The sequence below is a fragment of the Mesomycoplasma ovipneumoniae genome (genome assembly GCF_033343935.1).
Lineage (GTDB): Bacteria > Bacillota_I > Bacilli_A > Mycoplasmatales > Metamycoplasmataceae > Mesomycoplasma > Mesomycoplasma ovipneumoniae_G.
This window is the reverse complement of record NZ_JAWPGQ010000004.1, coordinates 1-21402: the sequence shown is the minus strand read 5'-3', so window position 1 is coordinate 21402 and position 21402 is coordinate 1. Positions and strand designations below refer to the sequence as shown.

Here is a 21402-nt window from a genome sequence, read left to right as displayed (position 1 = left end):
TTTTATTTAAAAAATGAGTCAAAATTAATATTTTTTGATGAAAATTCAGACATTTTTTTGGACATTGATTCAAACTCATTAATTAAACGGTTAAATTCAGCACCTGTTCGACCTGAACCGCGAATAATTCGATTCCTGCGAGATGGATTTTTTAAAAGTTTTGGTTTTTTGCGTTCTTCATGAGTCATTGATGAAATTAAAATTTTATAAAGTTTCATTTTTTGCTCAACTTCATCAATCTGACTTGCGTTAATTTTGCCCGATAATCCAGGAATCATTTTTATAATTTTCGAAAATTTGCCAATTTTTTGAATTTGAGCAAGACTATTTAGAAGGTCATCTAAATTAAATTGACCAGAAAACATACGATGAGACAATTTTTTAACGGTTTGTTTGTCAATATTTTCTTCAGCTTGTTCTAAAAGCGACATCACATCGCCCATACCTAAAATTCGATCGGCGATTCTGTTTGGATGAAATAGTTCTAAGGCAGAAATTTTTTCACCTGAACCAATAAATAAAATTGGAATTTTAAGCAAATGTGTAATTGAAAGTGCCGCCCCTGCACGGGCATTTGAGTCTAATTTTGTAATAATTGAGCCAGTTAAATTAATTTCTTTATGAAAAGTTTCGGCCACATTTATTATATCTTGACCAGAAAGGGCATCAAGGACAAAAAGAATTTGATCAGGTTTTACAGCTTTTTTAATTTCAACTAACTCGCTCATCAGTTCAGAATTAATTGAAAGACGACCGGCGGTGTCAAAAATAACAAGGTCATAATTGTTATTTCTGCTATAAATTAGGGCATCTTTTGCGATTTCAACAGGAGTTTTTTCAATATAAAAAACATCAATTGAAACTTGTTTTCCTAATTGTTTCAATTGATCAATCGCCGCAGGACGGTAAGTATCACATGCTACTAGTAAAATTTTTTTTGAAAAATTTTTTTGCCGAGCATAAACTGCGAGTTTTGCTGTAGTTGTAGTTTTTCCTGAACCTTGAAGACCAACTAGCATTATTGTTGTTGGTTTTTTAGAAAAATTAATCGGTTTTGCACTAACTCCAAGAACTGAAACTAAATTTTGGTGTAAAATTTTCAAAAATTCTTGTTGGGGATTAAGTTTGGAAGTCAGCCCGTTTGTTAAAACCTGATTTTTAACCTGAGCAATAAAATTTTTAACAACTAATAAATTAACGTCAGCCTCAAGTAAAGCAAGACGAATTTCACGAATAATTTCTGCTAAATCTTGCTCATTAATGGTCACAGATTTTTGAATTTTTTTTAAAGATGATTGAATTCTATTGGTCAAAAAATCTAACATTTTAAAAATAGAAAATTTTTCCTAAAAAAACAGGAAAAATTTTATACCTTTCTTTATATTTTTTGATTTAAATTTAATGATTATTTAGCTTCTTTTATTTGTGAATTAACTTCTGTATAAAAATCCACAGCTTGTTTTTCGATGCCTTCACCAACTTCAAAACGAACAGCTTGGACTAATTTAGCAGAATTTTGTTCTAAATATTTACCAACAGTAATGGCACTATCCGTTGCTAAAGGTTGAAATTCAAGAACGAATTCTGAAAATTCTTTTTCAATCTTACCACGTTTAATTTTTTGCTTAATTTCTTCAGGTTTCTTTTCAAAATTCTTATCTAAGGCAAGTGAATCTTCAACTTTTTGAGTGATTTCTGCAAGTCTTTCTTGAGGCACATCGGACTCAAAATTAAATTCTGGATTTAGAGCTGAAACATGCATAGAAATATCTTTTGCAATAGTGCAATTTCCACCATCTAAAACAACAACAGAAGCAATTTGTCCGTTAGAATGTGTATAAAGTCCAACTTTTTGTCCTTCTAAAATTTGAGTTTTTAGTACCCGACGCAAAGTTATTTTTTCACCCATAGTTGCTGTAGATTCGATTAACATTTCTGCAATTGTACGGGAATCTTGATTTTTAATAGTCAAAGCTGTTTCTAAATTATCAAAGTCATTTTCTAGCAGTAATTGGGCAATTTCACCTTGAAGTTTTACAAAGTTTTGGTTTTTAGCAACAAAATCTGTTTCTGAATTAAGTTCAAAAATTAAAGCATGTTTTTCACTTTTAGTTGCTAAAACTAAACCTTCAGCGGCAATACGGTCAGCTTTTTTTAGTGCTTTTGACTTACCATTTTCGTGAAGTCATTTAATAGCACCATTTATTTCATAGTCAGAGTTTTCAAGAGCTGTTTTGCAATCAACAAAAGGAGCATCCGTAATTTCTCTTAATTCTTTAATTTTTGCTAATTTATCTATTTTTAACATTTTTTACTCCTTTTTTATTAATTATGCAATTTTAGTTTCGCTAGACTGGCTAGGATTTTGTACTTTTTTATCGCCTGGTTTGCTTTTTGATTTATCAAATTTTTCAAATTTATCGAATGAATTACGGCGAAATCTTAGTTGTTTTTGCTCTTTTTCAGGATCTTCTGGCAAAATAATTTGCTCATCAGGCTGATATGCAAAAAGTTTTTTACCACCTTTTGCTGATGAAATTGCATCAGCTAAAATAGTAAAAATTAATGTGATTGATTTAGTTGAATCATCATTAGCCGGAATTCCAAAATCAACCAAAGATGGATCAACATTTGAATCTGTTATTCCGATAATTTTAATTCCTTTTTTACGAGCTTCCTTAACTGCGATTATATCTTTTAAAGGATCGGCAACTAACATTATTAATGAAAAAAGTGGAACGTCTTTTAACCCTTTAATTCCGTTAAGATTTTTTTGTAATTTAGCTAATTGTTTTTGTTTTGAAAGTATTTCTTTTTTTGTATAACCTTCAAAATTTTCTGCTGTTTGTTGTTCAAGTTCTTCCATTGCTTTAAGTCTTGACAAAATTGTACGACTGTTTGTTAAAGTTCCGCCTAATCAACGACCAGAAACGTATATTGAATTTGTACGGATTGCTTGTTCTTCAATGGCTTTTTTTGCTTGTTTTTTTGTACCTACAAAAATAAATTTAGCACCTTTTTGGGCAAATTTTTCAACTAATTTGTAAGCAATTTCTAACATTTTTTGAGTTTTTAAAACGTCAATAATGTGAGTTTCATTACGCTTTCTTTTTAGTAAAAATTGTGCCATTTTAGGGTGTCACTGCGATGATTTATGACCAAAATAGACACCAGCTTCTAATAGTTTTTGCTTTGAAACGATAGGAATTTCCGCTGAGTTTTCAGTAGAAATCTCACCAATGTTCAACATTTGGCTATCTTTTTGTTCGATATTTTGGTTTTGTTTAGCTGTTGTTGCCTTATCCATGAATATTTCCTTTTGTTTGTTGTTTCTACTTAAAATTTCTAACAGATAGAACTTAAAAAAGCACATCTATCTGAATCCATTTTAATGATATTTTGAGCTAATATAAATTAAAAATTAAATTATACCATAAAATTAAAAATAAACAATAAATTAAATCATTTGATCAATATAAGCAATAAAATCAATGATCCCAGGGTAAGTAAGTGCGATTTCTATGCCTTCTTTTTCTAAAAAATGGGCAGAAATTGACTTTTTTGAAAAATCGATTTTGTCTACACTTAAAATGTAAAATTTTTCAAGTTGTTTAAAGAAAATGATGAAAAATGCACAACCAAAATGTTTTCTAATTTTATGTAGATAATTGATTTGATGCTCTGGAATTTGCTTTAAATTTAAGACGTTTTCATTGGTACTTTTGGCTTCAAAAGCGACAAAAATTCCTTTATAAATTCCATAATAATCAACGGTTGACTTTTTTAATACAAAGGCATCATTTAAGGTCAAATCTTTTTGAACAGCTTTAAAGCCAATATCTAGATTTTTTTTGTGAAAAATCGCAATATCATTTTGATAATAAAATTCAATTGTGTTATTAATAATTTTTTCAAGAAACATTCCGCGGTTTTTATGATTCATATTTTTAATTAAATTTTTAAGCTTTTTTTGACCAAAAAAGGAAAAAAATGGGAAAAACAAGTAATTTTTCTCATTTTTAGCCTAAAATTTAAAAATTTATTAATATTAAGCGGGATGCAGCTCCCCCTGGGTAAAAATTAAAACCTCAGATTTAGAAGCATATATAACACCATCGGTAATTCTAAATTTGAGTTCTTCTTTTTCATTTAAAACATACAAAACCGATGGTGAAATTATTCCGCAAAAAGGCGTGATTCCGTATTGGGCAACACGGTATCCTAGTTGTGTTTTTGCAGTAACTGAAACTGGTTGGGATTCTAAAATAATTCCTTTTTGACTAAAGATTTTAAGATTAATTGTTTTCACTTCATCCCATCTTTTTTGCCTTTTCTAATGCTTGATTAATTGTCCCAACGTATAAAAATGCTTCTTCAGGGACATTATCAAATTTGCCAGATAAAAGTTCGCTAAAATTATTAACAGTGTCTTCAATTTTAATGAACTGGCCTTCAATTCCTGAAAATTTTTGTGCCACAAAAAACGGTTGGGATAAAAAGTTCCGAATTCGGCGAGCCCTTGCAACAACTTGTTTGTCTGACTCACTAAGCTCGTCCACTCCCAAAATTGCGATAATATCCTGTAATTCCTTGAATCTTTGTAAAATTTGGACTACTTTTTTAGCTACTTCATAATGCTGTTTTCCGACAACACTAGGATCTAAAGCTCTTGAAGATGATGCTAAAGGATCAACTGCAGGATAAATTCCCAGAGCAGCAATCCCACGATCTAAAACTGTTTTGGCATCAAGGTGCGAAAATGTAGTTGCAGGCGCAGGGTCGGTGATGTCATCAGCAGGAACATAAACGGCCTGAACTGAAGTTATTGAACCCCTAATTGTCGATGTAATTCGCTCTTGAAGCTGACCCATTTCAGTTGAAAGTGTCGGTTGATAACCAACTGTCGATGGAATTCTACCTAAAAGAGTTGAAACTTCTGAACCTGCTTGGGTAAATCGAAAAATGTTATCAATAAAAAGTAGAACGTCCTGATTGTCTTGATCACGAAAATGTTCGGCCATTGTCAAGGCAGAAAGAGCAACTCTCATTCGGGCACCAGGTGGTTCGTTCATTTGACCAAAAACTAAGGCAGTTTTGTCTAAAACTCCACTAGCTTTCATTTCAAAATAAAGGTCATTTCCTTCACGAGAACGCTCACCAACTCCGGCAAAAACTGAAAGTCCACCGTGTTTAGTTGCGATATTATTAATAAGTTCCTGAACTAAAACGGTTTTCCCGACTCCTGCTCCTCCAAAAAGACCGATTTTTCCACCTTTTACAAACGGAATTAATAAATCAATAACTTTAATTCCGGTAACTAAAATTTCGCTTACCGCTTTTTGTTCTAAATATGTCGGGGCAGCTGAGTGGATAGGTTTTTTTTCAACTGAATCAAGAGCCGGACCACTATCAATTGGATTTCCTAAAACATTGAACATTCGCGATAAGACTTGATTTCCAACCGGAACTGAAATTTGAGAACCTGTGTCTTTTACTTCTAAACCTTTTGATAAATTATAAGTCATTGACATTGCAATTGCACGGACGATTCCTTCACCTAAATGTTGGGCAACTTCAAAAACGATTTTTTGATTGTCAACTTCAACTTCAAGGGCTGAAAGAATTGCAGGCATATGGTCGTTTGGAAATTGAACATCAATAACAGGACCAAAAATTTGAACTATATGACCTATATTAATCTGTTTTTTCATTATTTTACCTACTTTTGCTACATTTTTCCGCTGATAATTTCGATAATTTCTTGGGTAATCATCGACTGGCGGCTTGAGTTTATTTCAAGTTCTAATTTTTGAAGAATATCTTGGGCATTATCTGTTGCACTTTCCATTGAAGTTCGACGAGCGGATGTCTCGACTAATTTAGATTCAATAAATATTTTTTCCAAAAGGGATTTAATATAAAAAGGAATTAGTTTTTTGAGCACTTCAACTGCACTGGGTTCAAATTCAATTCCGTATCCCTCTTGTTTTGTTTTATTTTTTGCAAAATCAAATAAGTTAATAATATTTGGCTTTGATTGAATTATATTTATAAATTTATTATAACAAATGAAAATTTTTTTATATTTTTTTTCAGAAATTGCCTTATTTATTAAGTTTGTTACTTGAAGAATTGGCTCAGAAAAATTCGTCTCTTCAACCCCGGGGAAATATTCAATAATATTTTTAGGATACCTTAGTGATATGTAGTTATAAATTTTCTTGCCAAAAATAATGATTTCATCGTTTTTTGTTAATTCAGGAGTAATTTTTTTTAAAATTTGATTGTTAAGGGCGCCACAAAAACCTAAATTTGAACCAAAAACAATGTAAAGATTTTTTTCGGAGCTTGATGCTACTAGCTCTTCAGGTGTTTTGCATAAATTTGCCAAAATATTTTGCATAATATGGTCTAAATTTTCAAAATATTCTTGAGATGACTTAAATTGACGTTTAATTTTAGGAATTTTTGAATTAGCTATCATTTCCATAACGCCAGTAATTTTTTTTATATTTTGAATTTGGATAAATCTTGCGCGAATTCTATTTAATTTAGGCATTTTTGTTCTCTTTTATAAAAAACCAATTAAAAACTTCGACCTGAATTAAAATTTTCAATCAATTTTGTTACTGACTTTAAAATTAAATTTAAATCGTCAGTTTTTAAAGTAACATTATGATCAATTTTTTCTAAAATTGACTTAATTTCAGAATCTGTGTCTAAATATTTAAGAAAAACTGATTTAAAAGATTGCATAGATTCAAGTTGCAACTGATCTATTAGATGTTCTCTAATTAAAATTAACAGCATTATTTGTTGAATTTGAGAAAAATGTTGTTGATTTTCTTGTTTTAAAAGTTCATAAATTTTGTTTCCGCGATCAAGAATTAACTGCGAACTTGGGCCTAAATCAGATCCAAATTGTGCAAAAGCCTTAAGTTCATTATATTGTGCCAGTTCTAATTTTAATGATGAAGAAGCTCATTTCATTAATTTAGATTGAGCCGCTGAACCTACCCGCGAAACTGAAAGACCTATATCAATTGCCGGTTTTTGCCCTGAATTAAAAAGATTATCACGAACAAAAATTTGACCGTCGGTAATAGATATCACATTTGTCGGAATATAAGCTGAAATATCGCCAGCTTGAGTTTCAATTATTGGCAAAGCGGTGATTGAACCGCCACCTGTTTCATCGGATAATTGTGATGAACGCTCTAAAAGGTATGAGTGCTGGTAAAAAATATCCCCAGGAAAAGCTTCTCTTCCAGGTGGCCTTCTTAATAAAAGTGAGAGCGTTCTGTATGCAATAGCATGTTTTGATAAGTCATCATAAATTATCAAAACATCTTTGCCTTTATGCATTCAATATTCGGCAATTGAAGTTCCAGAATATGGAGCTAAATATTGCAAAGGTGACAGTTCACTAGCTCCTGAAACGACAACTGTTGTGTACTCAAGGGCGCCTTTTTTTTCAAGAAGAGCAACAATTTGGGCTACACTTGAATTTTTTTGGCCAATTGCAACATAAACACAGTAAACATTTTTGCCTTTTTGGTTTAAAATTGTGTCAATAGCGATTGTTGTTTTTCCAGTTTGACGGTCACCAATTATTAGCTCACGTTGCCCTTTTCCAATTGGAACTAGTGAGTCAATTGCTAAAATTCCGGTCTGAAGTCCACGGTCGACACTTTTTCTGTCCATTATTGAAGGTGCATTTGTAAAAATTTCAGATTTTATGCTATTGTCAAATTCACCTTTTCCGTCAATTGGATGACCAAGTGCATTAACAACACGGCCTAAAAGTTGATCACCAACTGTAATTGAAATGACAGACTTTGTTCTTCTGACAGTTGAGCCTTGAAAAACAGAGTTTTCATTTCCCATAATAACAACACCAATTAAATCTTGCTCAAGATTCAGTGCAATTCCAAAAACACTATTTTCAAATTGAACAAGCTCACCAAATTTTACTTTTTCAATCCCAGAAACAAGCGCAACTCCATCTCCAACAACAATAACTTTTCCAATATCATCATGTTGAATTTTGGATTCGAAATTTTTAATTTCATTTTTAATTATTGCGGTTAAATTTATATCTTTATTCATGTTAAAAAACCTTTAAAATTTATATATTTTTTATAAGTTTTTGCTTGAGTGAGCGCAACTGTGATGAGAGTGAATGTTCAAAAATATGGTTATCAATGCTTATTTTGATTCCAGAAATTAATTTTGGATTTACTTTTGGTCGTAAAACTATTTTTTTATTTAATTTTTGGGAAATTAAGTCTTCAAATTTGGCAATTTCTGATGGTGACAGTGGAAATGCACTTTGAATTTGACCTCAACTTTGGCCTAAATAAGCATTTGCAAGCTTTATAAATTTAATTAAAATTTGATTATAATGTGAAAAAAGATTGTTTTTGCATATTACTTTAAGAAAATTTATCATGTAAGTGTCAATTTTTGAGTCAAAAATTTTCTCTATCAAAGTGTATTTTTCACTTTTTGAAATAAAATGTGACGTCAAAATCGAAATTAAAGAAGGATTGACGCTAACTAAATCAATTATATAAAAACTATCATTTATAAATTGATCTACTTTTTTTTCAGACACGGAAATTTCTAAGAGCGACTCAGAATAGCCGTAAATATTTTTTACCTGTGGGTGCATTTTTTATTCTCTAATATTTTTCTCAGATTTTAGCAAATTTTCTAGATCTAAAACCAATTTTTCGTGTAAGTCTTTGTTGTTTTGCTCTTGATTTATCAGAAATTTTTTACTTATATCAGCAGCAACATTAATAATATTTTCCTGATATTTTTTTACAATTTCTTTTTCATATTCGGTTAAAACTTTTTGACCTTCAGAAATAAGGCGACGAGCTTCTTCGGTGGCTTGTTTTTTTGAATCTTCGATAAGCTTATTTGCCTCAAGTTGAGATTCATGTTTTAAATCAATGCAATATTGCTTTGTTTCTTCTAAATGATTTTGCGATTGTTTTGCTAATTCTTTAGCTTCATTATTTGATTGGATTGTTGAGTCAATGTGATTTTGGAGAAAATCCTTGCGTTGTTTGATATATTTTTTAAGTGGACGATAGACAAAATAAGTCAAAACTAAAAATAAAACTAAAAAACTAACAAGTGTTGCAGCAACTACATAAACATTAGGGATTATCCCTTTAAACAATTCGCTTAATGATTGATTAATACTTGGTTGCATTTCTTACAAATTTTTTGGAATTAACCTTGTACGAAAATTAGGATAAAGGCAATTAAAAGCGCGTAAATTGATGATGTTTCTGCAATAGCGGTTCCAATTATTAACACACGAAAAACTTTTTTTTGTGCTTCAGGATTTCTTGCAATAGCATCACAAGCTTTTCCAACAGCATAACCTTGACCGGCACCAACGCCGATAACTCCGATCATTGCAAGTCCAGCACCTAAATATGCAAATGCAGTCGCATTTAGTCCTGAATTAGCAGTGTTAGCTGCAGTTTCTTGAAAATTTTGAACAACTTTTTGCGAGAAATTTATAACAGATTCCATTTTTTTCCTTTTTTTTATAATAAATTTATAATAACTTAATTATTTTGCCTACAAAATAATTAAGTTTGAACAATGTTCAATGTTTTTTGTTCAGTTTTTTGCTTTTGTGGCGGGTGAATTACTTCCATTCCTCAGTATGAAACAGTTAGAATTACAAAAATAAATGACTGTATCAACGAGCCGATAATATCAAAATAAATAAGAAACGGTGGGAAAATTAATACAACCGGCAAATTAAAATTACCAAAAGCACCTAGCGGGATTTTTTGGTAAAGTCAAAGAACTCCTGAATAAATAATCAAAAAGAAAACGGAACCTGAAATTATGTTTCCATACATCCTGAAAGAAAGTGAAATTAATGGAGCCGGTGCCCCTATTATTTTGAGTGGATTTTTTGCAAATTCAAGTATATAATATCTTTTTGCAAAAATTGATCCAACAACAAAAATCCCTAGTCAGCTAATTATCGCTAAACTTAGGGTTACCGAAATTGAAGTAGAAATTGGCTCAAGACCTGCCAATGATAATAGATTACCTAATAAAAAAAAGGTAAAAAGAGAAAAAACGTAAGGTTTTGCTTTATTTACGTAACCTTCACCGGAAGACTCAACAAGATCATCAATAAATAAAAAGTATGATTCTGCAAATAAAACTATTGCTGAAGGAGCTTTGTCAACTTTTGCTTTTTTTATGTGAAAAAAGATAATAATTGATAAAATTATTACAAAAACTACTAAAATAAAAAGAGTAAATAATTGCGGTTGATTTCAGTGTGAAAAAAAATCCATTTTTACTCCTTTGTTTTTTTGTGCTTTGATAATAAAAAATAAATTATAGCACTAATTGGAAAAATTGTATAACCAAAAATAAAAGAAATTATATTTATTGGTCCAAGCAAAAAATCATAACTATTTTCAGCAGCTGTTTGAAATGATTTATTAATAAAAAAAATAGCTATCAAAATTGCAGCTTGAAACAGAATTAATATAATATAAATAAAAAAAACAAAAAATGAAGAGGTTTTTTCTTTATTTTTTGCTTTTTTTGTTATGGTGCTAAAAAATAAGTGTTTTGAAAGCAAAAAGGATGCAACACTAAAAAAAGAGAAAAGTCAGCCTAAAATTAGTGTGTAATTTCAAATTGCAACCAAAGATAAAATCAGTGCAATTGCTAAAAAAATCTTAAAATAGAAGTAATAAAAATATTTCATTGCTTAAAATGGCCTAATTTTTAAATGATTTTAGCACAACTAATTTTTTCAAACCTATTTTTTTATTTACACTTGCAATAATATTCTTGACTTTTGGACTTGTATTTAACATACTTATATCATAATCAGAAATTTTTGACAAACAAATTCCAAACCCTGATAATAATGAAAAATCATCGATTTTGTTTGCAAGCGCAATTAAATTATTATACAGCAAATCATAATTATTTGAAGGTTGAGATAAATCTGTAAAAAAGCGGTTTTGTTCTTTGTTTTTTAGCTTAAAATATACTTCAACACGGTTTGCCCCTTTGTTAAACTGGTCTAGTTTGGCGACCAGACTTGGCAAAAATTCTGAAATTAAAAGTAGAGTTTCTGTTTTTGTTGGACTGGCATAAGGAGAAAAAGTGCGAAAATGTGAGACACTTTTGAAGTTTTCGGGCTTGTTTGAGACAATATTGTCTCCTGTTGAAGTTAAAGATTGAAAAAATCCATAACGCTGAACACCTAAAACTTGAATAATTTTTTCATTATCAACTCCAGCTTTTACTAGATCATTGATGGTAAAAATTCCAATATTTTTTAGTTTCTGAGCCGTAGCCATTCCTATTCCAAAAAGTTTTTCGATTTTTTGAGAATAAATGAGTGGTTTGATTTGATTCCTTGAAATAACAGTGATTTTTTCTCGTGTGTGTTTGGCTAAATTTGTTGCCATTTTTGCTAATAATTTATTATGAGCAACGCCGATTGAAATTGGTAATTTAAGTTCTTGTTGCACTTTTTTCTTAATATAGTACAACATTTGGTAAATTGTCTTAAATTTTCTAAGATAATCAGTCAAATCCAAAAAACACTCGTCAATTGAGTAAATTTCAATTTTTTTTGTAAAATTTTTTGTAATAAAATCAAAGAATTGCCTTGACAAAAAGCGATAATAAGCCAAATTTGGTTCAATTACGACCAAATTTGGGATCTTTTTTTTAATATATACGGTTTTATCTGTGATTTTGAAGCCTTTTTCTTTAACTTCTTTAGAAATAGAAACAGCCATTGCAAAATCCTCTTTTCGAGAAATAGCAATTGGCTGGCCTTGTAATGTTGGATCAAGTCTAATTTCTGATGAGACAAAAAAAGTATCAATATCAATGTGGGCAATTATTTTTGGCATATGACAAAAATAATTATACTATTATTTTATTTTTTTACACTTTAGCACTAAATATCTTGATACAGGCTGATTTTATAATTTCTATTTAATTTATTCTTTTTATATTTTCAGAGAATTTCTATATAAATTGTTTGCTGATTTTCATCAATTTTGTACCGAAAATTCAAAGATCCAAATGATACTTTAACTTTTGAAATAATTTCTTTGATAACATTTTCAACTAGTCACTCATCAATATAAACTTTTCCTTGTTTTACTTTTATTGTATCGTAAAAATCATTAGCATAAATATTGGGGAAAACATCGTTTTCTTTGTATTCTGATTCATTTTTAACTTCAAAATCTAGTTGTTTTTTTAAAGGTGACAGTGATTTTTCAACTCTTGAGTTATACAAATATCAACCTAGAAATCCGCCGCCGACAATAATCCCTGTTGCAAGAAGACCTGATAAAATTTTGGCAGTAATTTGCATCTATTCTTCTAACTGATTTTCTTCATCTTCTTTAAAATTAGTAAAGGAAAGATCTCTGAGCTGCTCGATTGTTAAAAAATTAGTTGCAACATATTTAAAATCTTGATTAGAAATTTTAATTTCATCAGATTTTATAAAAGGAGTCGGATAATTTGTGATTTTCAGACGGTAAATTCCTTTTTTCTTTTCATAGTCAATCAATTTTTTGTGTATTTGTTGCGAAAATCCAACACTGATTTTCTCAAAATCAGAATTAATTGACATTTCAACTTTTGGATTTAGGTATCCTGAAAAATTATAAGGAATAATGAATCCTTGTTGGGAAATTTGTGAATTTCCACTATAAACAACCCGTTCTTTTGAATCATAAAAGGTGGTTGAAGTTATAAAAATGTCCCCAATTATGTATTTTCCCTCAACAATTTCAGGTTTTGTGTTTTTATTATAGATATCTGGGCGAAATTGGAAGGATAAATTTAAAAAATTTTTAGCTGCTGTGGCTGACTTTATTGGTAGATTTGTCAGTTTTAAGTCGGAAATATTGATCTGGCGATCGATATTTCCAGCATGAAAAGTCTCAGGATCAACCCCAACTTTAAAAATATTTATATTGTGTTTTTCTTGAATAAATTTAACAGGGAAAAAATAAACTGTTTGTTCGTCAATTTTTTCATAAGTTTTAGAAAATTCAAGCGAGGCATCGGCTCCTAAATTTGCCATTTTTATTGATTTTAAGAGTTTAAAGCCAATTCCTTGATTTTGGATAGAATATTCTTTGCGTACATCTGAAAAGTTGCGGATTTTTACCACATTGTCAAGCATCATTTGTTGCTCGTTATGTTTTGTCAGATATACTAAAATATTATCTATTTTTTGAAATTTGTCAGCATTATCCTTACTTTTCTCGCCATCAAGACCGCCAAAAGTAAAAATTGCTTGATTAAATCGCTCGGGTAATAAATCTAAAACTTTTGGACCTGCAGGAATTGAATTATTTACTTGGACATAAACATTCACTTTTCCCGGTATTTTTGAAAAAACAGTAACAATTACTGTATATTTGTTTGAAACAATATCGCGCTCGATTTTTACAAATTGTCTAATTCCATTAGGTGATGAATTTGATGCATAATTAAAAGAAATTTGGCCATAGCTTCTTGCAATTTGAATTTCAGGGCTTTGGCTTGGAATAAGATCTAAATTCATAAACTAAAGATTTAAAATTATAATAAATTGGTCGATTGCTTTGTGCATATTTTTATAATATGTTGATTTAGACCAGTATTTTTTAATTCAGTTACGGTCATTATCGATAAATTCTTTGATTAAAAGCTTGGTATATCTAGGTTCTAAGAGTGAAAGAGCTCTATCAATTGCTGAAATTGGTAAATCATCATTTTTATTTGTAATTCCTAAAGTTTCATAAACTTTTTCTTTTTGTGAGTGGAGTTTATTAGTTTTATGGTATAGGAATAAGAAAGCAACTAGTGATTTTTTTTGAACAAATGTCCATTCTGATGGATCTTTTAGTTTTTTACGCAATGATCTTGCAGGTTTACGGAAATCATCCATTTTTATATCTCCTGTAAAAATTAAATTTTTTAAGCTCAAAAAAAATTAATAAATGGTCAAAAAATTTTAACTTCATTGAAATTCAAAATTATAAATTTTAACAGTGTCCCCTGATTTTATTCCTAGTTTTAAAAGTTCATTTCACAAGCCGATATTTTTAATTTTCGAGTTAAATCTAAAAATATTTTCCTGGGAATTTAATGGTATTTTATTAACTATTTTTTTAATTAACTCGCCAGTGACCTCGTAAAATCCTGGAAATTTATTAGTAATTAAAAATGGGGCATCGAGATTATATTCAACAAAATCTTCCTTTTCTTCTGTTTGTTCAATATTTTCGGTTTGATTTGCTTGCAAAATAAGTTCAAACATTTTTCTCTTTATATTTTGAATTTCAGCACTATTATTTGAAATCAAACTGGCTTCTATTACGGGAATTTCGGAAAATTCTTGTTGAAAAAGTTGAAAATTTTTTTTAAAACTGGGTAAATCAGATTTATTTGCTATTATTATTTGGTTTAGTTTTAGTAATTTTTGGCTAAAGTTAGCTAGTTCGGCATTAATACTTTTAAAATCATCAATCGGGTTTTTTTCTGGGCTACCAAAGTCAATCACATGCGCAATTGCACGGCAACGTTCGATATGCTTTAAAAAAACAATTCCCATTCCTTTTCCCAAACTTGCTCCCGAAATTAAACCAGGTAAATCTGCAACAACAAATGAATCATTGTAAGATTTGACCATGCCAAGTTGCGGAACAATAGTTGTAAATTCATAGTTAGCAATTTTGGGTTTAGAGTTAGAAATTAATGATAAAAGTGTCGATTTTCCGGCATTTGGTTTACCGACTAGGCCAATATCGGCCATGACTTTGAGTTCGAGTTGAAGAACTAATTTTTGACCTTCTTCACCGTTTTCAGATATTCGGGGTGCTTTATTTCTTGAATTCTTAAAACGGGTGTTGCCCTGACCGCCTTTGCCGCCACGGGCAATCAAATATTTTTTTTGAGTAACTACATCACAAATCAAAGTGTTTTTTGAAAACACTTGTGTTCCAAGGGGAACTTTTACAAAAATATCCTTGCCATTAGCTCCGGTCCTATTTTTTGATCTACCATTTTCACCGTTATTTCCGAAAATTTTTTTAGTTTGATAAAACGGAAATAACGAATTTAGACCAGAATCTCCAATAAAATAAATAGAACCTCCATTACCACCATCTCCGCCATCTGGTCCACCTTTATCAACATGAGCCTCTCTGCGAAATGATATTACCCCATCGCCACCCCTACCTGCTTGAATTTCGATTGAAACTTGATCAATAAATCTCATTTTATTCCTTTCATAATTTATATTGTTGGTATAAATTATCTAATTTTTCCATGTAAGGGGTGTCGTCAAAGTATTTAGTTTCTTGTGCATTTACTCATAAAATTATAAGGTAAAGAACGAAAATTCTGTGTAATAATATTAATTTATAATTTAGTTTTCCATAGAAATTAAGAAAAATTTTTTCCTGATCATCATCTAGCCTTGCAGATTCTATAAAATATGCAAGATCAAAATGTATGTCGCCTTTTGATGCATATTCTCAATCTAAAAAATAAATTTTTTTGTCTTTTTCAACCATGTTCATTAATCACAAGTCATTATGAAGTGGTTTAGTTTTGTCCATATTTATCAAAATTTCGTTGATAAATGGGTTATATTTTTCGATTGTAGGGTTTTTTATCCCTTTTTCAGCTAGAATTTTTAAATATTGTTCTACCCGAAATGCATGGTTAGACGGTGGAAAAACTAAATTTGAATTATGAATTTCCCTTAATTGATAAGCAATTTTTTCAAGCGATTCAGTGGTAATTTCAACATTAGATCCTTCAATTCATTCTCAAATAATCACTTCTTTTGAATCAGATATTAGTTTTGGAACAAAATCAAAATTTGATAAAATTGAATAATCAATTTGATGATTCATTCCATTATAAACTTTTTCTTGAATAAATTGTGAATCGTTGCGAAAAGATTTATTAGTAAAACCAATGGAAATTTTTTTCATACTATAAATTTTATTAGATTTTTAGGATTTTAAGCTAATAATTCTTGCTAGGACAAAAATAAATGTTTGTTTATTCCGCCCTAGCGTAATATTTTAAGAAAAACTGCTAATTTTTTCTTAAAATAGGAAAATTGGTCGATTTTTCCTACTTTTGAGGTTTTTTTACAAAAAAAATTAATTTAAAATAAGAAAAAACAAGAAAATTATTTAACCCAATATTTTAAAAAGGACAAAAATGACTGAAATAAACGACAAATCACTATTAAAACAAGCTTTAAGTGATATTAAGAAAAAATTTGGAAATGAATCTATCATGGTTTTAGGTGAAAAACCACCGATTGACACTGAAGTTTTTTCCTCTGGAAGTATGGCCATTGATATGGCTCTGGGAATTGGCGGATTCCCAAAAGGTAGAATTATTGAAATTTATGGCCCTGAATCATCAGGAAAAACAACTATTACTTTGCACGCGATTGCCGAAGTTCAAAAGCTCGGTGGAATTGCGGCATTTATTGACGCTGAGCACTCAATTGATTCTCAATATGCAAAAAATTTAGGAATTGATATTGATAATTTAATTCTTTCTCAGCCAGACTCAGGTGAACAAGCCCTTGATATTGTAGATACATTAGCAAAAACAAAAGCTATTGACTTGATTGTTGTAGACTCGGTTGCCGCTTTAGTTCCAATGGCAGAACTACAAGGCGAAATGAAAGATCAAGTAATTGGGGCGCAAGCACGACTTATGTCAAAAGCGCTTCGAAAAATAACTGCTTCACTAAATAAAAACGGTACAACAGTTATTTTTATCAATCAAATTCGTGAAAAAGTAGGGGTAATTTTTGGAAATCCAGAAACAACTCCAGGTGGAAGAGGGCTGAAATTCTATGCTTCAATTCGACTTGATGTTAGAAAAGTTCAACAAATTTCAACGGGAAATGATATAACAGGGCATAGCGTAAAAATAAAAGTTGTTAAAAATAAGCTTGCAATTCCATTTAAAACAGCTTTAGTTGAAATTGTTTTTGCAAAAGGTATTTCAAAATCAGCTGAACTTATTCATTTAGGAGAAGAATTAGGGATTCTTACCAGAAAAGGATCATGATTTGCATACAATGGCGAAAATATTGCTCAAGGAAAAATGAATTTAAAGCTATTACTTGAAAATAATGAGAAATTATTTAATGAAATAAAGGAGCAAATTACTGAAAAACTTAACGAAAATCAAAAGGAAAGTTCAGAAATATAGTAAAATTATACCATAATGTTCAAAAGAGCAAAATGGATTTTTTACTATTTTTTTTTATTAATTTTCCTTGCGGGTTTTAGCGGAACTATTTACATAATTTATGTTTTTCTGTCTAGAAATCTTGATTGAATCGCGATTTTAACACTTGTTTCAGTTTATAGTTCTACCTCGCTTTTTAACTTATTTATTTTGCTACAAAGAAGAAGACATGAAGCAAAAATTTCATGGTTGATTGCTTGTTCTATTTTGCCAATAATCGGACCAATTGCTTATATTTTTTTAGGGCGAAAATACTCAAATCACCAAAATGTTAAGCATTATTTTTCACAATATCAATATTTTATTGACTCAAGTAAAACTGATGAAAAGTTATTAGAAAAAATTCCTAAAACTGATCGAGATTTATTGGTTTATTCAAGTAAATATTTTTTATCTCCTGTTCAAAAATTTACCGGCGATTTAATTGTTGATGGTCATAGTTTTTTTGAAAAACTTTTTAACGACATTCAAAAGGCAAAAAAATTCATTTTTATTGATATTTATATTGTAAAAAACGACTTTATTTGGAAAAAATTAAAAAGATTACTAATTAATAAGCGCAAACAAGGTGTAAAAGTTAAGATTATCGTCGATTCTTTTGGAACTTACTACATAAAAACACGGCAATGACTTGAATTAAGAAGTCAAAAAATTGAAGTTCTTTTGTTTAACGCCTTCAAAGTTCCTTTTATTTCAGGGCAAAGTTTTTATAGAAACCACCGAAAAGTTTTTCTAATTGATGGAAAAATTGTATATACTGGTGGAAATAATATTTCTGAAGAATACTCAGGTTTTGACAAAAATTATGGCTATTGAATGGATTTAAATCTTCGACTTGAAGGCGAAATTGTCGAAACTTATTGCCGAAATTTCCTATTTCACTGGTCAAAATGAGGTAAAAAAAATATTTCTAAATCTGAAATTAATAATTTTTGCAAACTTGAAGAAAACAGCATCCAATCTACTAAAATTAAAAATTTAGGCGTTGTTATTCAAAATGGACCAAATTTACCTGACTCATTAATTGAGGGTTTTATTTTAAAAAGTATTTATTCGGCCAAAAAAAATATTAAGCTTTTTTCGCCATATTTTGTGCCAACACAAAAAATTATCGACGCACTTAAGGACGTTTTACTTGCAAAAATAGAGGTAGAAATTTTTATACCAGGCAGAAATGACATTTTATTGATCAAAACTTTTAATCACTATTTTGCATACACATTGTTAAAAAAAGGTGCTAAAATTTACTTTTTTAAGGAAATCTTTTTTCACGGAAAAGCAATAATTATTGATGATAATATCGGAATGGTTGGGACTTCAAATTTAGATGCTAGATCTTTATTTTTTCAGTATGAAACCAATTTATTTTTTAAAGGTAAAATTTTAAACAAGCTTTTGAATCACATTGACTTACTTAAAAAACAAAATATTATTGTTGAAGTAAAAGAATTTAATAAAATTTCTAATTTTTTTAAGTTTTTAATTTTCTTTTTGAAAACTTTGGCTTAGAAATTAGCTTTTTATAGTATAATTTAACTTATTTTTGGTTGTTAGTCATGTTAAAAACAGTTTTAGTTATTTTTATTGCGATTTTTGGTTTCCTGATTGTTTTAGTTTCGCTAATTATGTCACCACATTCAAACTCATTCTCAGGAGCGCTAATCGGATCAAGCGATTTGGATTTATTCCAAGTATCAAAAGAACGTGGTATCAAAAAGTTCACAAAATGAGCAATGTTTATATTGGGCTTTATTTTTTTAGCTCTATCGTTAGTAATTAGGTTGTTGTAAAATTCATGGAAATTATATCTCAAGAAAAACTCAAAAATTTTCTTAAAAACGAAAAGACTTTTATTGAAATTGTTAGAAAATTTAATGTTCCTTTTGACTTAAACCAACATTTAACACACCAAATAAGCACTTTAATTGAAAATTTCCAAGTTTTCAAAACTTTGGAAGGCAAATATTATTGACCTAAATTTATAGAAACTCGAGTTGGTATTTTCCGTGCTACCCAATCCTCGTTTGGTTTTGTTGAAGATAAACAAAATCCAGCCCAAAAAAATAATATTTTTATTCCCGGAAGATTTACTGCAAATGCTCTTGAGGGCGATGAAGTCAAAATCAATATTTACGTTGACAGGTTCAAAAGCGATCAATTTTTCGGTGTTGTTACTAAAATTATTCAGCGAAACACTAAGTTTTTAATTGGAAAAGTTGTTAAAAACGATAAATTTTGAGATTTTGAGCCTATTAATTTTAAGGGTAATTTTTTCTTTCGCTGAAATTCAACTCAAGATCTAGAAATCAATAATTTTTATAAAGTAAAAATTATTGATTATCAAAAAAATGTCCTTAAACTCGATGTTATTCAAAAAATTGGACACAAATCAGAGCCTTTTTTACATGTAAAAATTCCTATAATTGAATCGGAAATCACTGATACATTTAGCACAGAAGTTCTGGCTGAATCTTCAAAAATTGAACAAGAAATAAAAAATATCGACAAAAATAGAGTAGATTTGCGAAATGAACTTGTGGTTACAATTGATGGCGATGATACAAAAGATTTTGATGATGCTATTTCTATTGAGCAAACAAAAGAGGGAAATTTTCTCTTAAAAGTTCATATTGCAGATGTCGCCCATTATGTAAAACAGGATTCAGCGATCGATATTGAAGCACAAAAAAGGGGAACTTCAATTTATTTGCCACACATGGTAATTCCTATGCTGCCCGAAGAATTATCAAACGGAATTTGCTCTTTGATGCCTAATGTTGACAGATTTACTATCACAATGGAATCTCTTATAAATAAAAAGGGTGAAAATTTATACATTAAAATTTACCCTTCTGTAATTAATTCAAAATGGCGTCTAACTTATGAAAAAGTAAATAATTTTTTTGCTGGTTCATTTTCATTTGGCGATACAGATCTAGAAAATATGTTAAAAAAGTGTTTGAATTTAAACACTATTTTGTCAAATTTTAAGAAAAAACAAGGTTATATTGACCTTGCGCTTGATGAAGTTAAAATTATTTTAGATCAAGAAGGATATACACAATCCCTAAAACTAAAACGAAGAGGAATTTCTGAAGAATTAATTGAAAATTTTATGATTAGGGCAAATGAAAATGTTTCAGAATTTTTAACTAAGAAAAAAATTCCGATTTTATACCGGATTCATGCAACCCCTGATTCTGAAAAAATAACAATTTTTAATCAAGTTATTAAATCTTTAGGCATACAACACAGCTTAAAATTAAATCCTAGTTCTAAAGAGTTTGCAAATAAAATTAATCAAATAAAATTAGAAAATAACGACAATTTTCTTAAATATTCAATTTTAAGAACAATGCAAAAAGCAATTTATAGCACTGAAAACGAAGGGCATTTTGGTCTTGCAGCTACTTTTTATAGTCATTTCACTAGCCCTATCCGTCGTTATCCTGATTTGTTATTGCATAGAATTATCCATAACTTTTTATTTCAAAAGAATGATGACATTGAAGCTTATAAAGAAATTTTGGAAAAAAATTCCTATACAACAAGCGAATTAGAACAAAAAGCATTTAATTTAGAGAGAAAAATTATAAATATAAAAAAAGCTGAATATGTCCAAAATTTGATTGGAAAATCCTTTAGAGCGCAAATAACTTCTATTATTAAATCCGGATTTTTTGTTGAAATTGATGGAATGTTTGACGCCTTAATAATTAATAAAACTCTTCCTGATAGCGAAAATGATCCTTATGTGTTAGCAGAAGATAATTTTTGTTTATACAATAAAAAACATAGATTTAAATTAGGCGAATTTATCGATGTTAAAATTGAAAGCGCCAATATTTGAGACGGAAAAATTAGTGCTATTTTAACCAATTATTAGTCTTATTTGTAAAAAATGCTGTAAATTACAGTGTTTTTTTAATTTCAGGAGTTTCCCAGTTTGATGAGACAATTTTAAAAAACCAAAATTACAAAATATTTAAACTACCTTTTTTAGCTAAAACACTCACAAAAATCATAAAAAATGCAACTACTATTTAAACTCAATGCAAATAGAAAACTCGTTTTTATTTG

Annotated in this window: 22 protein-coding genes; 4 read left to right on the top strand and 18 right to left on the bottom strand. The window is 29.5% G+C overall.

Translation table 4 applies throughout. From position 1 onward, the window contains the following. Window positions 1–2: 2 nt before the first annotated feature. The 18 genes from ffh to R7X45_RS01300 all read right to left on the bottom strand — a co-directional run bounded on the left by ffh (window position 3) and on the right by R7X45_RS01300 (window position 16034). Window positions 3–1325 carry a signal recognition particle protein gene (ffh, locus tag R7X45_RS01385; protein ID WP_318055639.1) on the bottom strand — a complete coding sequence of 441 codons (1323 nt, stop codon included), beginning with the start codon at window positions 1323–1325 and terminating at the stop codon, window positions 3–5. A gap of 80 nt (window positions 1326–1405) precedes the next feature. After that, window positions 1406–2308 carry a translation elongation factor Ts gene (gene tsf, locus R7X45_RS01380; protein ID WP_318055638.1) on the bottom strand — a complete coding sequence of 301 codons (903 nt, stop codon included), beginning with the start codon at window positions 2306–2308 and terminating at the stop codon, window positions 1406–1408. Window positions 2309–2329: 21 nt separating this feature from the next. Continuing rightward, window positions 2330–3250 (bottom strand): 30S ribosomal protein S2, encoded by a 921-nt coding sequence (gene rpsB / locus R7X45_RS01375; RefSeq protein WP_420372467.1) that lies wholly within the window; start codon window positions 3248–3250, stop codon window positions 2330–2332. A gap of 207 nt (window positions 3251–3457) precedes the next feature. Then, window positions 3458–3943: a Holliday junction resolvase RecU gene (recU, locus tag R7X45_RS01370; RefSeq protein ID WP_069099132.1), complete on the bottom strand. Its 486-nt coding sequence runs from the start codon at window positions 3941–3943 to the stop codon at window positions 3458–3460. Between the two features lie 105 nt (window positions 3944–4048). Then, window positions 4049–4309, bottom strand: coding sequence for an ATP synthase subunit epsilon (locus R7X45_RS01365; protein ID WP_044285688.1), 261 nt, complete (start codon window positions 4307–4309; stop codon window positions 4049–4051). Beyond that, window positions 4296–5711 carry a F0F1 ATP synthase subunit beta gene (gene atpD, locus R7X45_RS01360; protein ID WP_258824775.1) on the bottom strand — a complete coding sequence of 472 codons (1416 nt, stop codon included), beginning with the start codon at window positions 5709–5711 and terminating at the stop codon, window positions 4296–4298. The genes R7X45_RS01365 and atpD overlap by 14 nt, the downstream gene beginning before the upstream one ends. Window positions 5712–5728: 17 nt before the next feature. After that, a complete protein-coding gene (gene atpG, locus R7X45_RS01355) occupies window positions 5729–6559 on the bottom strand; it encodes an ATP synthase F1 subunit gamma (protein ID WP_318055636.1) in 831 nt (276 codons plus the stop codon). 26 nt (window positions 6560–6585) lie between these two features. Continuing rightward, entirely contained in the window at window positions 6586–8109 is a 1524-nt protein-coding gene (gene atpA / locus R7X45_RS01350) for a F0F1 ATP synthase subunit alpha (RefSeq protein WP_318055635.1), read from the bottom strand. A 19-nt stretch (window positions 8110–8128) separates the two neighbouring features. Beyond that, window positions 8129–8674: a F0F1 ATP synthase subunit delta gene (locus tag R7X45_RS01345; protein ID WP_318055634.1), complete on the bottom strand. Its 546-nt coding sequence runs from the start codon at window positions 8672–8674 to the stop codon at window positions 8129–8131. Window positions 8675–8677: 3 nt separating this feature from the next. Then, on the bottom strand, window positions 8678–9226 hold the full coding sequence (locus tag R7X45_RS01340; RefSeq protein WP_252262563.1) for an ATP synthase F0 subunit B: 549 nt from the start codon (window positions 9224–9226) through the stop codon (window positions 8678–8680). A 20-nt stretch (window positions 9227–9246) separates the two neighbouring features. Beyond that, window positions 9247–9555: a F0F1 ATP synthase subunit C gene (locus R7X45_RS01335; protein ID WP_318055633.1), complete on the bottom strand. Its 309-nt coding sequence runs from the start codon at window positions 9553–9555 to the stop codon at window positions 9247–9249. A 59-nt stretch (window positions 9556–9614) separates the two neighbouring features. Further along, window positions 9615–10343: a F0F1 ATP synthase subunit A gene (locus R7X45_RS01330; protein ID WP_318055632.1), complete on the bottom strand. Its 729-nt coding sequence runs from the start codon at window positions 10341–10343 to the stop codon at window positions 9615–9617. A 435-nt stretch (window positions 10344–10778) separates the two neighbouring features. Beyond that, window positions 10779–11933 (bottom strand): DNA polymerase IV, encoded by a 1155-nt coding sequence (locus R7X45_RS01325; RefSeq protein WP_318055631.1) that lies wholly within the window; start codon window positions 11931–11933, stop codon window positions 10779–10781. 47 nt (window positions 11934–11980) lie between these two features. After that, the gene (locus R7X45_RS01320) at window positions 11981–12406 is read right to left on the bottom strand and encodes an MHO_1590 family protein (RefSeq protein ID WP_318055630.1); all 426 of its coding nucleotides are present in this window, start codon (window positions 12404–12406) and stop codon (window positions 11981–11983) included. Then, complete coding sequence (locus R7X45_RS01315; protein WP_318055629.1) at window positions 12407–13612, bottom strand: MHO_1580 family protein; 1206 nt, start codon at window positions 13610–13612, stop codon at window positions 12407–12409. A 3-nt stretch (window positions 13613–13615) separates the two neighbouring features. Beyond that, window positions 13616–13978: an MG284/MPN403 family protein gene (locus R7X45_RS01310; RefSeq protein WP_044284109.1), complete on the bottom strand. Its 363-nt coding sequence runs from the start codon at window positions 13976–13978 to the stop codon at window positions 13616–13618. Between the two features lie 66 nt (window positions 13979–14044). Beyond that, a complete protein-coding gene (gene obgE, locus R7X45_RS01305; protein ID WP_318055628.1) occupies window positions 14045–15310 on the bottom strand; it encodes a GTPase ObgE in 1266 nt (421 codons plus the stop codon). Between the two features lies 1 nt (window position 15311). Beyond that, window positions 15312–16034 carry a phosphotransferase gene (locus R7X45_RS01300; RefSeq protein ID WP_318055627.1) on the bottom strand — a complete coding sequence of 241 codons (723 nt, stop codon included), beginning with the start codon at window positions 16032–16034 and terminating at the stop codon, window positions 15312–15314. Between the two features lie 235 nt (window positions 16035–16269). Here R7X45_RS01300 and recA point away from each other — a divergent pair, with 235 nt between their 5' ends. From recA to rnr, 4 genes are read left to right on the top strand one after another with little or no spacing between them, the layout of a single operon-like run. Continuing rightward, window positions 16270–17283: a recombinase RecA gene (gene recA, locus R7X45_RS01295; RefSeq protein WP_318055626.1), complete on the top strand. Its 1014-nt coding sequence runs from the start codon at window positions 16270–16272 to the stop codon at window positions 17281–17283. A 15-nt stretch (window positions 17284–17298) separates the two neighbouring features. Next, window positions 17299–18831, top strand: coding sequence for a phospholipase D-like domain-containing protein (locus tag R7X45_RS01290; protein WP_318055625.1), 1533 nt, complete (start codon window positions 17299–17301; stop codon window positions 18829–18831). Between the two features lie 47 nt (window positions 18832–18878). Further along, entirely contained in the window at window positions 18879–19112 is a 234-nt protein-coding gene (gene secG / locus R7X45_RS01285) for a preprotein translocase subunit SecG (RefSeq protein ID WP_075949690.1), read from the top strand. Window positions 19113–19117: 5 nt separating this feature from the next. After that, a complete protein-coding gene (gene rnr / locus R7X45_RS01280; protein ID WP_318055624.1) occupies window positions 19118–21208 on the top strand; it encodes a ribonuclease R in 2091 nt (696 codons plus the stop codon). The last annotated feature ends 194 nt before the right edge of the window (window positions 21209–21402 follow it).